14 protein-coding genes are annotated in these 17528 nt (G+C 44.6%); all 14 read left to right on the top strand.

Annotated features, from left to right (window positions below):
- Nucleotides 1-14 precede the first annotated feature (14 nt).
- On the top strand, nucleotides 15-1106 hold the full coding sequence (gene serC / locus Q4549_RS14670) for a 3-phosphoserine/phosphohydroxythreonine transaminase (protein ID WP_303552955.1): 1092 nt from the start codon (nucleotides 15-17) through the stop codon (nucleotides 1104-1106).
- 9 nt (nucleotides 1107-1115) lie between these two features.
- Nucleotides 1116-2225 carry a histidinol-phosphate transaminase gene (gene hisC / locus Q4549_RS14665; protein WP_303552956.1) on the top strand — a complete coding sequence of 370 codons (1110 nt, stop codon included), beginning with the start codon at nucleotides 1116-1118 and terminating at the stop codon, nucleotides 2223-2225.
- A 16-nt stretch (nucleotides 2226-2241) separates the two neighbouring features.
- Entirely contained in the window at nucleotides 2242-3522 is a 1281-nt protein-coding gene (gene aroA / locus Q4549_RS14660) for a 3-phosphoshikimate 1-carboxyvinyltransferase (protein WP_303552957.1), read from the top strand.
- Nucleotides 3523-3676: 154 nt separating this feature from the next.
- Nucleotides 3677-4903, top strand: a complete 1227-nt coding sequence (locus tag Q4549_RS14655) for an EAL and HDOD domain-containing protein (protein WP_137671411.1) — start codon at nucleotides 3677-3679, stop codon at nucleotides 4901-4903.
- A gap of 253 nt (nucleotides 4904-5156) precedes the next feature.
- Complete coding sequence (locus tag Q4549_RS14650; protein ID WP_303552958.1) at nucleotides 5157-7343, top strand: bifunctional diguanylate cyclase/phosphodiesterase; 2187 nt, start codon at nucleotides 5157-5159, stop codon at nucleotides 7341-7343.
- Between the two features lie 71 nt (nucleotides 7344-7414).
- The gene (gene fliE, locus Q4549_RS14645; RefSeq protein ID WP_137671409.1) at nucleotides 7415-7759 is read left to right on the top strand and encodes a flagellar hook-basal body complex protein FliE; all 345 of its coding nucleotides are present in this window, start codon (nucleotides 7415-7417) and stop codon (nucleotides 7757-7759) included.
- Nucleotides 7760-7801: 42 nt separating this feature from the next.
- Nucleotides 7802-9496: a flagellar basal-body MS-ring/collar protein FliF gene (gene fliF, locus Q4549_RS14640; RefSeq protein ID WP_303514263.1), complete on the top strand. Its 1695-nt coding sequence runs from the start codon at nucleotides 7802-7804 to the stop codon at nucleotides 9494-9496.
- A complete protein-coding gene (fliG, locus tag Q4549_RS14635; protein WP_137671407.1) occupies nucleotides 9486-10520 on the top strand; it encodes a flagellar motor switch protein FliG in 1035 nt (344 codons plus the stop codon). The genes fliF and fliG overlap by 11 nt, the downstream gene beginning before the upstream one ends.
- Before the next feature lie 2 nt (nucleotides 10521-10522).
- Nucleotides 10523-11947 (top strand): FliH/SctL family protein, encoded by a 1425-nt coding sequence (locus Q4549_RS14630; RefSeq protein WP_303552959.1) that lies wholly within the window; start codon nucleotides 10523-10525, stop codon nucleotides 11945-11947.
- Nucleotides 11925-13271 carry a flagellar protein export ATPase FliI gene (gene fliI / locus Q4549_RS14625; protein WP_303552960.1) on the top strand — a complete coding sequence of 449 codons (1347 nt, stop codon included), beginning with the start codon at nucleotides 11925-11927 and terminating at the stop codon, nucleotides 13269-13271. Before Q4549_RS14630 ends, fliI begins: the two co-directional genes overlap by 23 nt.
- Before the next feature lie 33 nt (nucleotides 13272-13304).
- Nucleotides 13305-13745 (top strand): flagellar export protein FliJ, encoded by a 441-nt coding sequence (fliJ, locus tag Q4549_RS14620; protein ID WP_161985056.1) that lies wholly within the window; start codon nucleotides 13305-13307, stop codon nucleotides 13743-13745.
- A 114-nt stretch (nucleotides 13746-13859) separates the two neighbouring features.
- Nucleotides 13860-15887, top strand: a complete 2028-nt coding sequence (locus Q4549_RS14615; protein WP_303552961.1) for a flagellar hook-length control protein FliK — start codon at nucleotides 13860-13862, stop codon at nucleotides 15885-15887.
- Between the two features lie 83 nt (nucleotides 15888-15970).
- Nucleotides 15971-16477, top strand: a complete 507-nt coding sequence (gene fliL / locus Q4549_RS14610) for a flagellar basal body-associated protein FliL (RefSeq protein ID WP_137671402.1) — start codon at nucleotides 15971-15973, stop codon at nucleotides 16475-16477.
- Between the two features lie 9 nt (nucleotides 16478-16486).
- Nucleotides 16487-17515: a flagellar motor switch protein FliM gene (fliM, locus tag Q4549_RS14605; protein WP_137671401.1), complete on the top strand. Its 1029-nt coding sequence runs from the start codon at nucleotides 16487-16489 to the stop codon at nucleotides 17513-17515.
- Nucleotides 17516-17528 lie beyond the last annotated feature (13 nt).

Raw genomic sequence — 17528 nt, 5'->3', positions numbered from 1 at the left:
GTAAGAGATTTAGCATGGATAAAATTTATAATTTTTGTGCCGGTCCAGCCATGTTACCTGAAGCAGTAATGCAACAAGCACAGGCAGAATTTTGCAATTGGCAGGGGCTAGGTGTGTCTGTCATGGAAGTGAGTCACCGTGGCAAAGAATACATTGCTATGGCTGCACAAGCTGAACAAGATCTTCGAGACCTATTAAATATTCCTGATAATTATAAAGTATTGTTTTGCCAAGGCGGCGGTCGAGGGCAGTTTGCAGCTGCACCGTTAAACTTACTCGGCGACAAAACATCAATTAGCTTTATTAGTACTGGTCAGTGGTCGAAAGGCGCGGTAGCAGAAGGTGAAAAGCACGCCGAAGCTAAAGTATTTGATGCGATAAGCACAAATGCTCAAGGCCAGGTAGCAGTTAAACTAAGCAAAGAGTGGCAGTACGATGAGCAATCGGCTTATGTGCATTATTGCCCAAATGAAACCATTGAAGGCATTGCCATTGATGAGATTCCAGAGGTAGGTGATATGGTGCTAGTAGGTGACTTCTCATCTACTATTTTATCGCAACCTATCGATGTAAGTAAGTTTGGCCTTATCTACGCGGGCGCGCAGAAAAATATCGGCCCATCAGGTTTAGCCATTGCTATCGTTCGTGACGATTTGTTAGACAAAGCTCATCAGCTTACCCCCAACATTTTTAACTACAGCTTATTAGCGGGTAGTGATTCAATGTTTAATACGCCGCCAACCTATTCTTGGTATTTAGCGGGTTTAGTCTTTAAGTGGCTAAAATCTCAAGGCGGCTTAAGCGCAATGGCTGAAAAGAATGCAGCGAAAGCAGAGTTACTCTATTCATTTATTGATAGTAGTGACTTTTATCAAAACAATGTAGCGCCAGAAAACCGCTCTAAAATGAATATTCCTTTTCAGTTAGCCAATAGCGATTTGGATGCGGCTTTCTTAGCGGAGTCTGCAGCAGAGGGCCTAGTGACGCTAAAAGGTCACCGTATTGTTGGCGGCATGCGCGCTAGCATTTATAACGCTATGCCGATTGAAGGCGTACAAGCGCTAGTGAGCTTTATGCGCGCCTTTGCTAAGCGTAACAACGGTTAAGGAAGTAATATGAGCTGTGATTTTCATGCCTTAGCTAATCTGGGCATTCAAGGCCTACGACCTTACCAAGCAGGCAAACCTACCGATGAACTTGAACGCGAGTTAGGCATTAGCAATATTGTTAAACTAGCGTCTAATGAAAACCCAACGGGTATGAGCCCCAAAGTTAGCGCAGCAATCGAGCAAGCGATTGCTGAGTTAACCCGTTATCCGGACTCAAATGGTTTTTACCTTAAGCAATCCTTGGCGAATAAGTACCAACTAGCGCCAGAGCAGTTTACCTTGGGTAATGGCTCTAACGACGTATTAGATCTTATCGCTAGAGTATTTGTTAGCCCGGAGCATGAAGTGGTTTTTTCACAGCATGCCTTTGTGGTATATCCCATTGTTACGCAGGCTATTGGCGCTAAAGCGGTGGTGGTACCAGCTAAAAATTGGGGCCATGACCTAGATGCCATGGCAGAGGCGGTTACTGATAACACTCGCTTAGTGTTTATCGCCAACCCCAATAACCCTACGGGTACTTACTTGAGTAGTGAAGCCTTATATGACTTTATGCAAAAAGTACCAGAGCATGTAGTGGTGGTGCTGGATGAAGCTTATTACGAGTACTTAAGCGAAGACCAGCAAGCACCTTCAACACAATGGTTAAGTGAGTTTGCCAACTTAGTGATTACTCGCACCTTCTCTAAAGCGTACGGCTTAGCAGGTTTGCGCGTAGGTTACGCAATTTCAAATCCCGACATTGCCGATTTACTCAATCGCTTACGCCAGCCTTTTAACGTAAACAGTTTAAGTTTGGTGGCGGCTGCGGCAGCATTGCAAGATCAACAGTATTTGCAACACAGCGTAGCGCTTAATCAACAAGGTCTAGCAACACTAGAGGCTTTTTTTGAGGAGGCTGAAATAAGCTTTATTCCCTCAAAAGGCAACTTCATTAGCTTTTTAGCGCCGGGCGGCGATGCCGAGGCTCTATACCAGCAGTTGTTACACAAAGGTGTTATTGTGCGCCCAGTAGGTCCTTATCAAATGCCTGGTTATTTACGGGTAAGTATTGGTACAGAGCAAGAAAATCACACCTTTATCCAAGCATTAAGCCAGCTTATTGGCACTAAATAAGTAGAGAATTTGAAACATGGAACAATTAACCCTACAGCCTATCTCTCGCATTAATGGTGAAATTAACTTACCAGGCTCAAAAAGCGTATCTAACCGTGCTTTATTGCTCGCAGCCTTAGCTGAAGGTGAAACCGTATTAAGCAATTTGCTTGATAGTGATGATATTCGCCATATGCTCAACGCGCTCAAAACATTGGGTGTGAGCTACCAATTGTCAGACGACCGAAGCCGATGCCGTGTAACGGGTTTAGGCCGAGCATTTAAAGTAGAGCAAGCCGAAGAGTTGTTTTTGGGTAATGCGGGCACTGCAATGCGCCCCTTATGTGCGGCCTTATGTTTGAGCCAAGGCGAATTTACCTTAACCGGTGAGCCGCGTATGGAAGAGCGTCCTATTGGCGCACTGGTTGACGCTTTGCGCCAAGTAGGCGCCGATGTAACTTACTTAAAAACCGAAGGCTACCCGCCGCTAAACATTAAAGGCACAGGCCTTAAAGGTGGCAAGGTAGATATTGATGGCTCAGTATCTAGCCAATTTTTAACAGCATTTTTAATGGCTGCACCTTATGCCGAGCAAGACATTGAGATCTCTATAGTTGGAGAGTTAGTGTCTAAACCTTATATCGATATCACCTTAAAGATGATGTCTGCATTTGGCATTGAAGTGGAAAACGATAACTACCAGCGCTTTGTGGTTAAAGGCCAACAAACATACACGGGTGCAGGCGAATTTCTGGTTGAAGGTGACGCATCTTCGGCTTCTTACTTCTTAGCCGCTGGCGCAATTAAAGGTGGCGAAGTGAAAGTGACTGGCGTGGGTAAAAAATCCATGCAAGGCGACGTATTGTTTGCCGACGTGTTAGCTGCAATGGGCGCCGATATAGAGTGGGGCGATGATTACATTATTGCCCGTAGTGGTGAGTTAAGTGCTGTTGATTTGGACATGAACCATATTCCAGATGCGGCTATGACCATTGCCACCGCGGCTTTGTTTGCTAAAGGCACTACTGCAATACGTAACGTATATAACTGGCGAGTAAAAGAGACTGACCGCTTAGCGGCAATGGCTACTGAACTTAAAAAAGTGGGCGCTACCGTAGTGGAAGGACACGATTTTATTGAAGTGACTCCTCCAGCTAAATTAAACCATGCGGCCATTGATACTTATGATGATCATCGCATGGCGATGTGTTTTTCATTGGTGGCGTTAAGCGATACTGCTGTAACCATTAATGACCCGAAATGCACTTCTAAAACTTTCCCTGATTATTTTGAGCGCTTGCAACAACTTAGCGAATAAAGTGGTCGAAAATTTTTCATAACTTAGTTAGTCTTGAAGAGTCACTTAGGTGACTCTTTTTTTACATCCGCGTTTTATCTCAAGCACTGCTGAGACTAAAAATAAATAGGCGAAAAGCCAATACTAAAATGCGGCTAAAACGGTAACTAAAACTATGAATGTTTACACTGCGCGGCAGGCGATCCTCGATCGCAAGCAGCGAGTCGTCGCTTATGAGCTATTGTTTCGCGATGGTCCCGACAATGTGTACCCTGATATCGATCCACATGAGGCTACGTCTAAGCTAATTATTCGCACTCAGCTTAATGATGGCTTGCATGCGATTACTCAAGGTAAACCTGCTTTAATCAACTTTCCTGAAGAAAGTCTGCATTCAGAAATGGTGAAGTTACTGCCTAGCAAGCAGGTAGTAATTGAAATTCTTGAAACCGCCAAACCCAGTGAAAAACTGTACAAGCGTTGCCAATCGCTGTTTCATCGAGGCTATCGCTTAGCCTTTGATGACTTTGTTTATAAGGCTGAATGGGAACCTTATCTTAAGTTTGTCCGCTTGATAAAGGTGGATATTCAACGTACGCCTTTGGAACAACTAAGTACATTATTTGAGGCCTTAAAAACGCGCAAAAAAATTAAACTGTTAGCGGAGAAAGTGGAGACTCAAGAGGAATACCAACAAGCGCGAGATTTAGGCTTTAATTTTTTCCAAGGTTATTATTTTTGTCGCCCTGAAATGCATGTGTCAAAAGACATCGATGCCAGCTATTTAATGATTTCTCGCTTGTTTTATGCCGCCACTCGCGAAGATGTAAATATCAATGAAGTGGTACGTTATTTTGAGCGAGACACAGGGCTTAGCTACAAATTATTGCGCTTTGTTAACTCTGGTAGTTTACCCATAGTGGAAGAAATGGCATCGATTAAGCAAGCCGTTGTTTACATTGGTAATACCCAACTCAGAAAGCTAGTCGCCTTGCTTGCCAGCGCGATGGCGGTAAGCCATAAACCGCGTGAACTAGTGCGTATGTCGGTACACCGAGCACGATTTTGTGAACTGGTGGCTATGCATAAATCGCCAGCTATGCAAGAAGCTGCATTTTTATGCGGTTTGTTTTCTTTGCTTGATGCGCTTTTAGACAAACCATTAAGCGAATTGCTTTACAGTTTACCCCTGGAACAAGACATTAGAGATGCGCTATGTAGCGAGCAACCGTCGCTATTGCGTTACATGTTGCTCACTATTAAATCATATGAAGAAGGGCACTGGTATAAAACTGAGCGCTTAGCCTCACAATTACGAATGGATTATAAGCAAATTGAACACCTTAATTTGCAAGCTATGTTGTGGAGTGAGCAATATCAATCGCTTATTCAGCCTAGTTAAATAGCGCTAATGCTGCGTTTTATTAACTTTATGTGAATTTGTGACTTAACTGCCCATTTCTGCGACTTTTAAACGAGTTAGTATCGTTTGAATCAAATATTTTCTGGTTGTTTTTGGTATGCTGTTAGCAATAATGCACTTGGCGCAAAGAATGCCAAGGCAATAGCGCGAGTTTTAGGAGCTAATTAGTTTGCGGTTGTGCCTCGTTAGATACTTAACGTTGCTAGTGGTAGGTTGTTGTTGGTCGTTAGGCGTGAATGCCTATATAGTCAATGCGAGTGAATATCAATGGCTCGAAGATAATCCAGAGATAAAGGTGGCAGTAGTTGCTGATCGCCTGCCTTTGGAATATGTGGACCATACTGGTACCCCTGCTGGTTATGCCATTGATACCCTCAATAGTTTAGCCTTTCAAACCCGTTTAAAACTTGAATACCAAATTTTCTCTAGTGTTTCTGAAGCCATCTTGGCCTTACAGCATGGTCAAGTAGACATGTTAAGTAGTGCTAGTACTCATCGTCGCCTCAGCCCTTTTGTTAGTTACACCGTACCAAGCTGGCAACAGCCCTTAGCCCTGTTTAATCCTCTACAGCAAGCGCGCTTGAGGAATATGCAACAGCTCACCGGCAAGTCTATTGCGGTGGTTGCAGGAAGTAGCGCTCAGGAAGTTTTACTGGAGAATTACCCTGAAGTAGAGCCGCTAATTTATGCCTCTCTCGCCGACGCAATTCGCTCAGTAGTAGAGCAACAAACTATTGCGTTACTGGCGGGCAGTGATGAAGTGGCTGCTCACTTACGCGGTATGCCGCGTTGGCATCTACAACAATCTTTTATATTGGATGAATCACTACAGCATCAATTTGCTATTCGAGACGACTGGAAACCTCTGGTCGCATTACTCAATCGCGGCTTGTTGTCGATGGATGAGGCTCAATTAGCGCAAAGTTATCAACGTTGGCAGGCTTACTCGGCTCAAAGTGGTGATGCAACGAGTATCTCCTATTGGTGGTTTGTCGGTTTGCTGATGGCACTATTTGTAGTCAGCATTAGCGTTATATTACTGAGACAAAAATTTGTTAAAGCTAATCTTAAATCCACTCAATTACGAGAACAGCTAGAGTATTGGAAAAACCATGATGAAGTGACCGGTTTGCCAAATCGTCGTCATGTTACTCGCTTGCTTACCAGCTGGTTAGATGATGCAGTACCTTTGTCGGTATTGATGTTCGACTTCCCAAGACAAAATGAAGTATTTGAAAACTTTGGTCAACGTCTAGGTGAAGTGACAAAAGAAGCTTATGCAAAGCGGGTACAAAAAAGCCTGCGTAAACACTACCCAGAAGCCCAACTTGCTTATTGGTATCATCACTATTTCGTGGTGGTTGTACCAAATGTGAATAAAGACAAAGAAGTGATCGAGATAGCCAAGCAAATCGTGCAAAGCTGTCGGGGTTGGTTGCGACTAGAACAACTGCAACTGTTAACTCGTTGTCATGTGGGGTACTGCAGTTATCATCCTCGCCGAGAAGCGCTTCACAGCGATACCTTGTTAGCCAATACTTTTACTGCTTTGAATCATGCAGTGAAAACCGGCGTTAGCATTTGCCGTTATCGGCCCGATTTAAGCCAAGCGGGTTTAGTTAAGCTAACCCTTGAATCTAAGCTGCGTAAAGCAATTGGTAATAACGAACTAGATTTATTCTTTCAGCCACAATTTTGCTTAAAGACTAACAAAATGATTGGCGCAGAAGTATTGCTGCGATGGTTTACTCCTGAAGGTGCTATTTCGCCAGATGAATTTGTCCCTGTTGCCGAGGAAACTGGCTTAGTATTGCAGCTTGATAAATGGGTGTTTCAAAATGCCATGCGTTTTATGGCGCGTTTTTCTAGCCAGCTACCTGAAGGCTTCAAGTTGTCAGTCAACTTTTCTGCCACTACGGTATCTTTAGGGCATGCGGAGAAAATCGCGATTAATTACGCAAGCCAATGGCAAGTTAATCCGCAGCGTATTTGTATTGAGATTACTGAGTCGGCAATGATGGAACAGCCCACTGAGGCTAAAGCCAGTATTCAAAGAATGCGTGACGCAGGATTTGGTATTGCAATTGATGACTTTGGTACCGGGTACTCATCTATGGCCTATTTGAAACACCTGCCTGTGACCATTCTTAAAATTGACCGCGCCTTTGTTAGCGGCTTAGAAGAAAATTTATCCGATCAACATATTGTAAAAGCAATGGTGATGATTGCCCGAAGCATGAAATACCAAGTGCTTATTGAAGGTATCGAAACCCAAGCACAGGCCAATTTGGCCTCGGTGATGGGTTGTGAACAAGCACAAGGTTACTTCTTTGCGAGACCTCTTCCGCAAAACGATTTTGTTAAAAACTACCTAACCAAACCTCAATCAAAAGAGAACTTAAGATTAGTTGTTAATTAATCTTGGCGCGCCTTTTGCTTTTCCCTGTATAACTAACAACAATGCCATTTATCTGGCGGTAGAGGGAAATCATGAGAGTTGATTCAGCAAACCTATTTAGCGAACTGCAATCAATGGCTGGAGAAATGAAAACCGGCGGCATTGGGCAAGACTTTGCTCAACCTAATGGTCAGCTAGGCGTTTCTAAAGTAAACAGTGATTTTGGTAGCTTGTTGAAAGATGCAATTAATAACGTAAATGGCTTGCAGTCTAATGCCAATGATTTACGCACTCGCTTTGATTTAGGCGACCGTAACGTAGGTATTGGTGATGTAATGATTGCCGCACAAAAATCTAGCATCGCGTTTGATGCCACCGTACAAGTAAGAAATAAATTAGTTGATGCATACAAACAAATTAGTTCTATGCCTGTTTAACATGGCTAGGGAAATATTGTGGCGAGCGAAGGAAGTAACGCAATGAGTCAAGAACCCGCACTACTAGGTTCAGATAGCGACGGTGATAGCTTGGAAGCAACAGAACAACAGAGTTCTGCACTTTCATTCTTGAGCAACAGCGACGTGCTACGCCAAGTCATTATGATTTTGGCTTTAGCTATCTGCTTGGCCATGGCTGTATTCTTGTTGATGTGGGCTAAAGAGCCTGAGATGCGTCCGCTGGGTACCATGAATACACCTGAGCTGGTTGAAACCTTAGACTTCCTTGATCAAGCCAAAATTCCTTACACCATTGAAGGTAATACGGTATTAGTTAATGCCGAGCAATACCAAAGCATCAAACTTAAACTTCGTCGTTCTGGTTTAACTGAGTCGGTTCCTGATGGCGAACAAATTTTGCTTAACGACATGGGATTTGGAGTAAGCCAACGCCTTGAAGGTGAGCGATTAAAGCTTAGTCGTGAGCGCCAATTAGCCACCGCCATTGAGCAAATGAACTCAGTGAGCAAAGCCCAAGTATTATTAGCGATTCCTAAAAGCAACGTATTTGCCCGTCGCGAGCAGAAACCTTCAGCCACTGTTGTGGTGAATTTGCGTGGTATGAATGGCTTACAACAAGAAGAAATTGACTCAATCGTTGATATCGTAGCTTCAGCCGTTCAAGGTTTAATTCCTAGTCGGGTTACTGTCACCGATCAAAATGGTCGCTTACTTAACTCCGGTAGCCAAGACCCGCTGTCTTCTCGCACTCGTAAAGAGTTTGAAATGGAGCGTAAACGCGAGAGCGAATACAAAGACAAAATTGACGCAATTATGATCCCAATTGTTGGGGTGGGTAATTACACCGCTGAGGTAGACGTAACCTTAGATTTTACTGCCGTAGAGCAAACGCAAAAGCGTTTCAATCCAGACTTACCGGCAGTTCGTAGCGAATACACTATTGAAGATAACAATGTTGGTGGTGGTGCTATTGGTATTCCTGGCGCATTGACTAATCAGCCGCCACTACCTGCTGAAATTCCAGAGCAAGCGGGTGGGGCTAATACTCAGGCTCAATCTGGTAGTAGCCATAAAGAATCAACCCGTAATTACGAATTAGATACCACCATTAGTCATACTCGCTCACAAGTGGGTGTAGTCAGGCGTTTAAGCGTATCGGTTGCTTTAGATTACAACAGTCAAGTTTCTGACTCTGGGGAAACTAGCCGCGAACCGCGTTCTGCCGAGCAAATGGGCAGCATTCGACGTTTGTTACAAGGCGGTGTGGGCTTTAATTTAAGCCGAGGGGATACTTTAGAAGTGGTGAGTGTGCCATTTTCTCGCCCTGAAATATTTACCGAAGCTGACTTACCCGTTTGGGAGCAAGCTTGGTTCTGGCGCGCCATGCGCATGGCGGGTAGTGTACTGGTCTTGATTGTGCTGATTGTGGCAGTAGTAAGACCAATGCTAAATCGAATCCTATCTAGCGGTGAAGACAGCGAACATGCTGAGACCGACTTAGATGCAGCATTAGCGGCCTATGAAAATGATGATGACTTACAGCTAATATCGGCAGACAATACTGAGGTCGATTTCGGTATTCGCGATGGACAGCTAAAACTGCCAGACTTACACAAAGATGAAGACATGCTGAAAGCGGTTCGAGCACTAGTCGCCAACGAACCAGACCTTGCAGCCATGGTAATTAAAGATTGGGTAATTAACGATGCCAAATGAAGATGAAATCAACCCAGAAGAAGTTCTGGGAGATATGAACGGCATTGAGCGCGCAGCGATTTTAATGCTGAGCCTCAACGAAGATGACGCCGCGACCATATTCCGTCATCTTGAGCCTAAACAGGTACAGCGTTTGGGTATGGCGATGGCCTCGTTAGAAGACTTTTCTCACGAGCGAGTGGTAGCGGTTCACCGTTTGTTTATCGACGATATTCAAAAATACACCAATATTGGTATTGGTAGTCAAGACTTCGTACGTAAAGCGCTAACTGCAGCACTGGGTGAAGATAGAGCATCTAGCTTAGTTGACCAAATTATTATGGGCAGCGGAGCTAAAGGCCTCGATTCCTTGAAATGGATGGATGCCCGCCAGGTGGCTAACATCATTCAAAACGAGCACCCACAAATTCAAACTATTGTGTTGTCTTACCTAGAAGCCGAGCAATCTGCCGAGATTATGTCGCAGTTCCAAGACAAAGTGCGCTTAGATCTCATGATGCGTATCGCTAACTTAGAAGAAGTGCAGCCTGCAGCATTAACTGAATTGAACGAAATTATGGAAAAACAATTTGCTGGTCAAGCCGGTGCTCAAGCAGCCAAAATGGGCGGCTTGAAGGCGGCAGCCAACATCATGAACTTCCTAGATACCAATATGGAAGGCATGTTGATGGACTCTATTCGCGAAAGCGACGAAGAAATGGCACAACAAATTCAAGACCTTATGTTTGTATTCGAAAACTTGGTGGATATCGACGACCGAGGTATTCAAACATTGCTGCGTGATGTACCCGGCGAGTTACTGCAAAAAGCGCTTAAAGGCGCTGATGAAACACTTAAAGAGAAAATCTTCAATAATATGTCTAAACGGGCTGCAGAAATGCTACGTGATGATTTAGAAGCGATGGGCCCAATTAAAGTGAGCGAAGTAGAAACTGCTCAGAAAGAAATCCTATCTATTGCTCGTCGACTTTCTGAGGCCGGTGAAATTATGATTGGCGGTGGCGGCGGCGACGAGTTCTTATAAAAATGACCGAACAAGATAAACCCGTTAAACCACAAGATACAGAAGCTAACGCTGCAGCAGAAGAAAACAGCGCTGATTCGGTGATGGGTGATGACGATATCGCAGCCTTACTGGAAGAAACCCAAGGTGTGCCTCAGCAACAAGAAGAGAACGAGGCACCTCAACACGCAGTGGAGCAGACTACAGCACCTACAGGTGCAAACACTGACTCAGTAATGGGTGATGATGACATAGCAGCCTTATTGGATGAAACCCAAGGGGTGCCTCAGCAACAAGACGAGAACGAGACAGCTCAACACGCAGCAGAGCAGGCTCCTAGACAAACAGATACAAACACTGACTCAGTGATGGGTGATGATGACATAGCTGCATTATTGGAAGAGACCCAAGGGGCGCCTCAACAACAAGACGAGGATGAAACATCTCAACACGCAGCAGAGCAGACTCCTACACAAACCGATACAAACACTGACTCAATTATGGGCGATGATGATATCGCGGCTTTATTGGACGAGGCTCAATCATTGCCGAGTAATGACGCCGTTGAGCAGTCTTCAGAGCAACAGGAACAGAATGATGAACAAGCTGCAATTGATGCCTTGCTTGCTGGTGTTGAACAAAGCAGTGAGCCTGAAAAAGCAATCGACAGCCCTGTAGTGGAAGACATAGCTTGGCCATTACCTGAGTTTGAAGATACGACTCGTGATACCGCTGAGCCTGTTAGCAATGTATTAAACATGAAACCAGCTTGGTTTAATGAAGAGCCGGTAGAAGAAGAACCAGAAATTCAGTTTGAGCCAATGACCATCGAAGAGCTAGAAGCACTTCGCCAGTCAGCTTATGAAGAAGGCTTTGCTGAAGGCAAAGATGCGGGTCATAAAGAAGGCTTGGTTAGTGGCCAAGAAGAAGGCTTAGCGTTAGGGAAAACCCAAGGCCAACAAGAAGGCCTTAGCCAAGGCCTAACCGAAGGCCAGCAGCAAATTGATGCCTTGGGTGCGCAATGGGGAAGTTTAATTGATCAACTGCACCAACCTAATCGACAAATTGACGCTGAAGTGGAACAGCAGGTCGTTGATTTAGCCATGAAGTTGGCGGCCGAAATTGTTCAGGTTGAATTGGTTAGCAATCCCAATATTATTGCTAAAACAGTAAAGCAGGCTGTAGCGGCCCTACCATTGCAAAAACAACATATTCGTATTCATTTACACCCGGTAGATTTGGCTATTATCGAGCAGATATTTCCACCCGAAACCCAAGAAAAGAAAAAGTGGCAGTTGCTAGCCGATGGCAGCCTTACCCAAGGTGATTGTTTAATCGAGAATGATTTATCATCTGTTTCAGTTGAGATGAACGAAGTTATTAAACAAAGCCTACAGTCCTTTATTCGCCAAAATGGTCAAGACGATGACGCTGAGCCAACGACTTAGTTCTTATAACACCGAGCATGTGCGGAATAACCCAACGGTTGCGGGTAAGCTAACTCGAGTAGTGGGCTTAACGCTTGAAGCAGTAGGGTGTCGCGCCCCTGTGGGCTCTTTATGTTCAGTAGAAACTCTCGACGGATTTCTAGAAGCTGAAGTTGTGGGCTTTTCTGGTGACAAGCTGTTTTTAATGCCAAGCGAGCAGTTAACCGGTGTATTGCCTGGCGCTCGCGTGATCCCAATGCATGAGAATCACGGCATCCCGGTAGGTATGGAACTGCTAGGGCGGGTGATTGACGGTGTGGGTAAGCCGCTAGACGGACTGGGCGATATTCATTGTAGACAGACCACTAATTTAAGCTCTGTTCGCCTTAATCCCATGGCAAGAAAGCCAATTAAACAGCCTTTAGATGTTGGGGTTCGCTCGATTAATGCGGTGTTAACTGTAGGCCAGGGCCAGCGCATGGGCTTATTTGCCGGCTCGGGTGTGGGTAAAAGTGTATTAATGGGCATGATGACTCGAGGCACTACAGCAGATGTAGTCGTGGTGGGGTTAATTGGTGAACGTGGCCGCGAAGTAAAAGAATTTATTGACGATATTTTAGGTGAAGAAGGCCGCAAGCGAGCGGTGGTTGTGGCTGCTCCCGCCGATGCTTCTCCACTAATGCGTTTGAAAGGGTGTGATACCACCTTAACCATTGCTGAGTACTTTCGAGACCAAGGCTTGAATGTGCTGCTACTTATGGATTCATTAACGCGTTACGCTCAAGCGCAGCGTGAGATTGCCTTAGCAATTGGCGAGCCGCCTGCTACTAAGGGCTATCCGCCATCAGTGTTTGCAAAACTGCCTCGCTTGGTTGAACGTGCCGGAAACGGTGGTGAAGGGCAGGGTTCTATTACTGCTTTTTTCACGGTACTTACCGAGGGAGATGATTTGCAAGACCCCATTGCCGATGCCGCCCGCGCAATTCTAGACGGACACATCGTATTATCTCGCGAGCTGGCAGACTCAGGTCATTATCCTGCGGTAGACATTGAAAAATCCATTAGCCGAGTGATGCCTGCGGTAACTAGCGACGGCCATCAGCAACTTGCTCGCCAGCTTAAATCATTAAATGCCTCCTACCAGCAAAACCAAGACTTGATTGCTATTGGTGCCTACCAACGCGGTGCTGACAAACGTATTGATTTAGCCATAGGCATGAAGCCACATATGGATCAGTTCTTGCAGCAAGAGATGAAAGAAGTGGTAGCTTATGACGAAAGTCTGACGCGGATGGAGCGCACCATGCAAATGGCCAATATCAATGCTCAAGGTCCGCTCGGTTAAACTACCTTGATGTTCTCTACTTAGGAGATGCTCATGGCACGGCGAGCGTTATATTTAATGGTTGAGCGCTTGCAAGAGCAAGAGCAAGCCGCAGTAAAAGATATGGCCGAAGCGCAGCAGCAGCTTAGCGAGTTTGAAGCACAATTGGCTCACCTAGAGCAGTATCGCCGTTCTTACCTTGAGCAAGCGCTAGCAAAGGGCGTAGATGGCTTTTACGCAGACAGCTTTCACCAATACCAATTGTTTATTCAAAAGCTTGAGCAAGCCAGTGTCCAGCAGGGTAAAAGTATTGAGCAAGTAAAGAAAAACGTATTACTCAAACGTAATCAGTGGTTAGAGCTACAAGCTAAACGAAAAGCTATGGAGTTTCTGATTGAAAAACAAGTGAAACAGCAGCAGCAAAAACAACACCGCGAAGAACAAAAGCTACTCGATGAATACGCGTTATATTCTCATCTTCGAGGCCAAGCGTAGCGCTTAGGCATAAAATATGCTTTATTTTTTTCGAAATGAAAGATTAATGGCTAGTTAGCCTCGGGCAAATAAGCCTAAAGCTGGAAAAGACTAATTGTAAGGGCAAGTAACAATATGGAATTTCTGTTAAACGATGCAGGCAATGCCAAGCAGTTATCATCATTAGGAAGTGCAACTCTTAGCCCTTCTGAAAAGGGTGACGATTTTGCTAAATTAGTTAAAGAATTAGAACAACTTCCTAAAGCCGACAGCCCTGTAAAAGCCGCTGTAGAAAAAGAGTATGCTAAAGGTGCGGAGTCTGATTCTAAAAAGGCTGTGGATAGCCCCGCAGAGCCCAGTCCTAGGGACTTACTTAAGCAACTCGATACGGCCAAAAAAGCGGCCGACGATATTGAAAAGGGTAATGCTGAGTCTGCTAAAAACGCCATTCCCATTGACCTTATTACTGAAGATAAAGCAGTAGCTGATTCTGCCGAACAAACAGCTTCAGACAGTTATTCATTAACCCAGAGCTCAGAAACCAATGAGAGCTTAAACAGTAAGGCTGAACCAGAGTCAGCAGTTAAAGCAAACAGTGCTGGAAAAAGCGAAACTGATCCTGATATAGCCCAAGCAGCAAATAAACAAAGCGGCAGTGAATTGCCGCTTAACTCTGCTGCGTCTGATGATGCAGACGACACAAAAGCCTCATCTATACTGAGTAGCGAAACTAAAACATCAAATACAAGCTCCAATCAACTTGGCGTTTCTTCATCGAAAACTGACAGCACAATCAGTGTAGAGGGAGAGACCAACAAAGCTAACCCACAAAGTGCTAAAGACCTAACAGACTCAAAAGTGCTTAGTGAAGCCGCTAACGCGAAAAGTATTGCAGACACAGGCACTGCAGAAGTTAGTGGGAGTAAAGCGATTAAAGGCACTGAAGGCGAGTTAGATAAATCTGCAAAACTTGGCGTTTCGGCTAACCAAGTCGAACAACAAAAAGCTACCGAAAAAGAATTAAACAAAACCACTACTTTTGTTAGCGGTGCGGTGGTTAAAGATACTGATAAAACGCTACAGAATAAAGTTGAAAGCGAACAGCTTAAATCTGCCAGTGGTAAAGAGGCTGATACGCTAAAACAGGCTAATGCTGGGGTAGACAGTAAACAAGAAAAAGCAGCGCAGATAAACTCAGATACTAATAGAGGTGAGCCACTAAACACTCAAGTTGATGCGCGAGCTAAACAAGCCGCTAAAGTTTCATCTTCAGAGCAAGTGGTTATTCAGCAAACGGCCAACGATACGAAAGTAGCGCAAAATGCAGACGCTGGAAAAATGGCTGAAACAAACCTTAATGTCGATGCCAAAACTGGCGAGACTAAACCTCGGCTTGCTTCTACTCAGTCAAATTTGTTGGCCCCTAAAACCACCAGTACAGATGCTTCTCCAACTACTGATAAGTTAGCTGCTGCGACCATCGCAGCGAGCGCAGATAGCACTAGTAAAGATACTAGCGGTGAGCAAAAAGAGCAGCAACATAGTCAAACTCAACAGCATGTAGCGCTAAATCAAACAGAGGCGCCTAAACCGCAAGAACATCACAGTATTTTTCGCTCAGCCTCAGGCGCTGATGTAGTTGCTCGCGCGGAGCAGGCAAATAGCGATGTTGCGTTAAAACAAGCGCAGCAAGCAAATCAGATAAACGATAAACAAGTTCAACAAAATGAACGACTCAACCCTGCTCATTATCAAGCACCTGCCGAACTGAATCAGCGGGTTCAATATATGTTAAGCCAAGGTATGCAAAAAGCTGAAATTCGTTTAGATCCTGCAGAGTTGGGCAGTATGCATATTCGCTTGCAGATGAACCAAGAACAACAGGTATCGGTACAAATTCAAGTTCAAAACCCCCAAGCTCGTGAAGCCTTAGAACAAACCATGCCGCGTTTACGTGAAATGTTACAGCAGCAGGGTATAGAATTAGGACAAAGTCAGGTGAATCAGCAAAATCAAGGCAATGCTTCGCAGCATGGTCAAGGTCAAAACGCGGGGAGTGGACTTGCTGGAAATATTGACAATATTGACGACGTCGGTGAGCAAGACTTGAGCGCCTTGGTGGCAAACCAAGCAAACAGCGATGGTATTGACTTTTACGCCTAGTTTATTTGCTAAAGGCGCTGTTGAAGCGCCTCTTAACTGTGTAATAATGAAATCAGTTTAGCGAAAAGTTCATGGAAGCATAAATGGCTGAAGAATCAGAATTAAAAGTAGAAGATGACGAAGGTGGCAGTAAGAAGAAGCTGATCATCATTATTGCCGGTGTAGCGGTATTAGTTATTGGCGGCGTTGTTGGCTTTTTGTTGATGGGCGGCGAAGATGAAGCGCCTGCAGCTGCAACTCCCACTGAAGAAGTGACTGCTAGCGTTACTCATGAAGCATTATACGTGGGGATGCCGCGACCATTTGTCTTCAATATTGTGGGTGACCACAGAGATCGTTTGGTACAAATCAAAGTACAATTATTGGTGCGTGGTACTGCCAATGAAGCTGATGCGAAGCTACATATTCCTTTGATTGAAGGCACTTTACTTAACGTATTTAGCTCCGCTAGCGTTGAAGACATGTCTACTCAAGAAGGCAAAGATAGCCTACGTGAAAACTCGCTAATCGAAACACAAAAAGCATTAAAAGAAATTACCGGTAAAGTTGTGGTAGAAAAAATATTGTTTACCGGCTTTGTGATGCAATAAAGGAACAATGTGAGCGATTTATTAAGCCAAGACGAAATTGATGCGCTGCTACATGGTGTTGATGATATAGAAGAAGACATCATTGAGCCCGAGATGTCGGGCAGTGTGGTGGAGTTTGACTTTTCTTCTCAAGACCGAATTGTTCGTGGTCGCATGCCAACCCTTGAGTTGGTTAATGAACGTTTTGCACGGCACATGCGCATTAGTTTATTCAATATGATGCGCCGTACCGCTGAAGTATCGATTAATGGCGTACAAATGATTAAGTTTGGCGAGTACGTGCATACTTTGTTTGTACCTACTAGTTTAAACATGGTTCGTTTTCGTCCACTCAAAGGCACCGCCTTGGTGACCATGGAAGCGCGACTGGTTTTCATTTTAGTTGAGAACTTTTTTGGTGGTGATGGCCGTTACCATGCAAAAATTGAAGGTCGAGAATTTACCCCTACCGAACGCCGTATCATTCAAATGTTGTTAAAAATAATCTTTGAAGATTACGTTGAAGCGTGGGCACCGGTTATGGATGTTGGGTTTGATTACCTCGATTCAGAAGTGAATCCCGCCATGGCTAACATTGTGAGCCCTACTGAAGTGATCGTGGTGAGCTCTTTCCATATTGAATTAGATGGTGGCGGTGGTGATTTTCACATTGCTATGCCTTATTCCATGTTGGAGCCTATTCGTGAACTACTAGATGCGGGTGTTCAGAGCGATAAACAAGATACCGATCAACGTTGGAGTTCAGCACTTAGCGACGAAATAATGGATGTCCCGGTCGGTTTACATACTAAGTTATTAGAAACTGATGTGACATTAAGGCAGCTGATGGAGCTGAAAACCGGCGATGTTATCCCTGTCGAAATGCCAGAAACCGCGATGTTGTTCGTAGAAGATTTGCCTAGTTACCGTGTTAAGTTAGGCCAGCGTAATGAACACATGGCGCTTAAAGTTGATTCAGTGTTAGAGCGTCCCGATACGGTCAAAACTGACCTAGAAATGGTGGTAAGCCGCCGTCAATCTTCTGCAGACGACGAGTAAGATGAATAAGGAA

Source organism: Agarivorans sp. 2_MG-2023, from assembly GCF_030548085.1.
GTDB lineage: Bacteria > Pseudomonadota > Gammaproteobacteria > Enterobacterales > Celerinatantimonadaceae > Agarivorans.
This window is presented reverse-complemented; position numbering and strand designations above follow the sequence as displayed.

Coding starts and splice junctions, on each gene's coding strand:
- serC (WP_303552955.1), top strand. CDS start 15: ATGGATAAAATTTATAATTTTTGTGCCGGTCCAGCCATGTTACCTGAA.
- hisC (WP_303552956.1), top strand. CDS start 1,116: ATGAGCTGTGATTTTCATGCCTTAGCTAATCTGGGCATTCAAGGCCTA.
- aroA (WP_303552957.1), top strand. CDS start 2,242: ATGGAACAATTAACCCTACAGCCTATCTCTCGCATTAATGGTGAAATT.
- Q4549_RS14655 (WP_137671411.1), top strand. CDS start 3,677: ATGAATGTTTACACTGCGCGGCAGGCGATCCTCGATCGCAAGCAGCGA.
- fliE (WP_137671409.1), top strand. CDS start 7,415: ATGAGAGTTGATTCAGCAAACCTATTTAGCGAACTGCAATCAATGGCT.
- fliF (WP_303514263.1), top strand. CDS start 7,802: ATGAGTCAAGAACCCGCACTACTAGGTTCAGATAGCGACGGTGATAGC.
- fliG (WP_137671407.1), top strand. CDS start 9,486: ATGCCAAATGAAGATGAAATCAACCCAGAAGAAGTTCTGGGAGATATG.
- Q4549_RS14630 (WP_303552959.1), top strand. CDS start 10,523: ATGACCGAACAAGATAAACCCGTTAAACCACAAGATACAGAAGCTAAC.
- fliI (WP_303552960.1), top strand. CDS start 11,925: ATGACGCTGAGCCAACGACTTAGTTCTTATAACACCGAGCATGTGCGG.
- fliJ (WP_161985056.1), top strand. CDS start 13,305: ATGGCACGGCGAGCGTTATATTTAATGGTTGAGCGCTTGCAAGAGCAA.
- Q4549_RS14615 (WP_303552961.1), top strand. CDS start 13,860: ATGGAATTTCTGTTAAACGATGCAGGCAATGCCAAGCAGTTATCATCA.
- fliL (WP_137671402.1), top strand. CDS start 15,971: ATGGCTGAAGAATCAGAATTAAAAGTAGAAGATGACGAAGGTGGCAGT.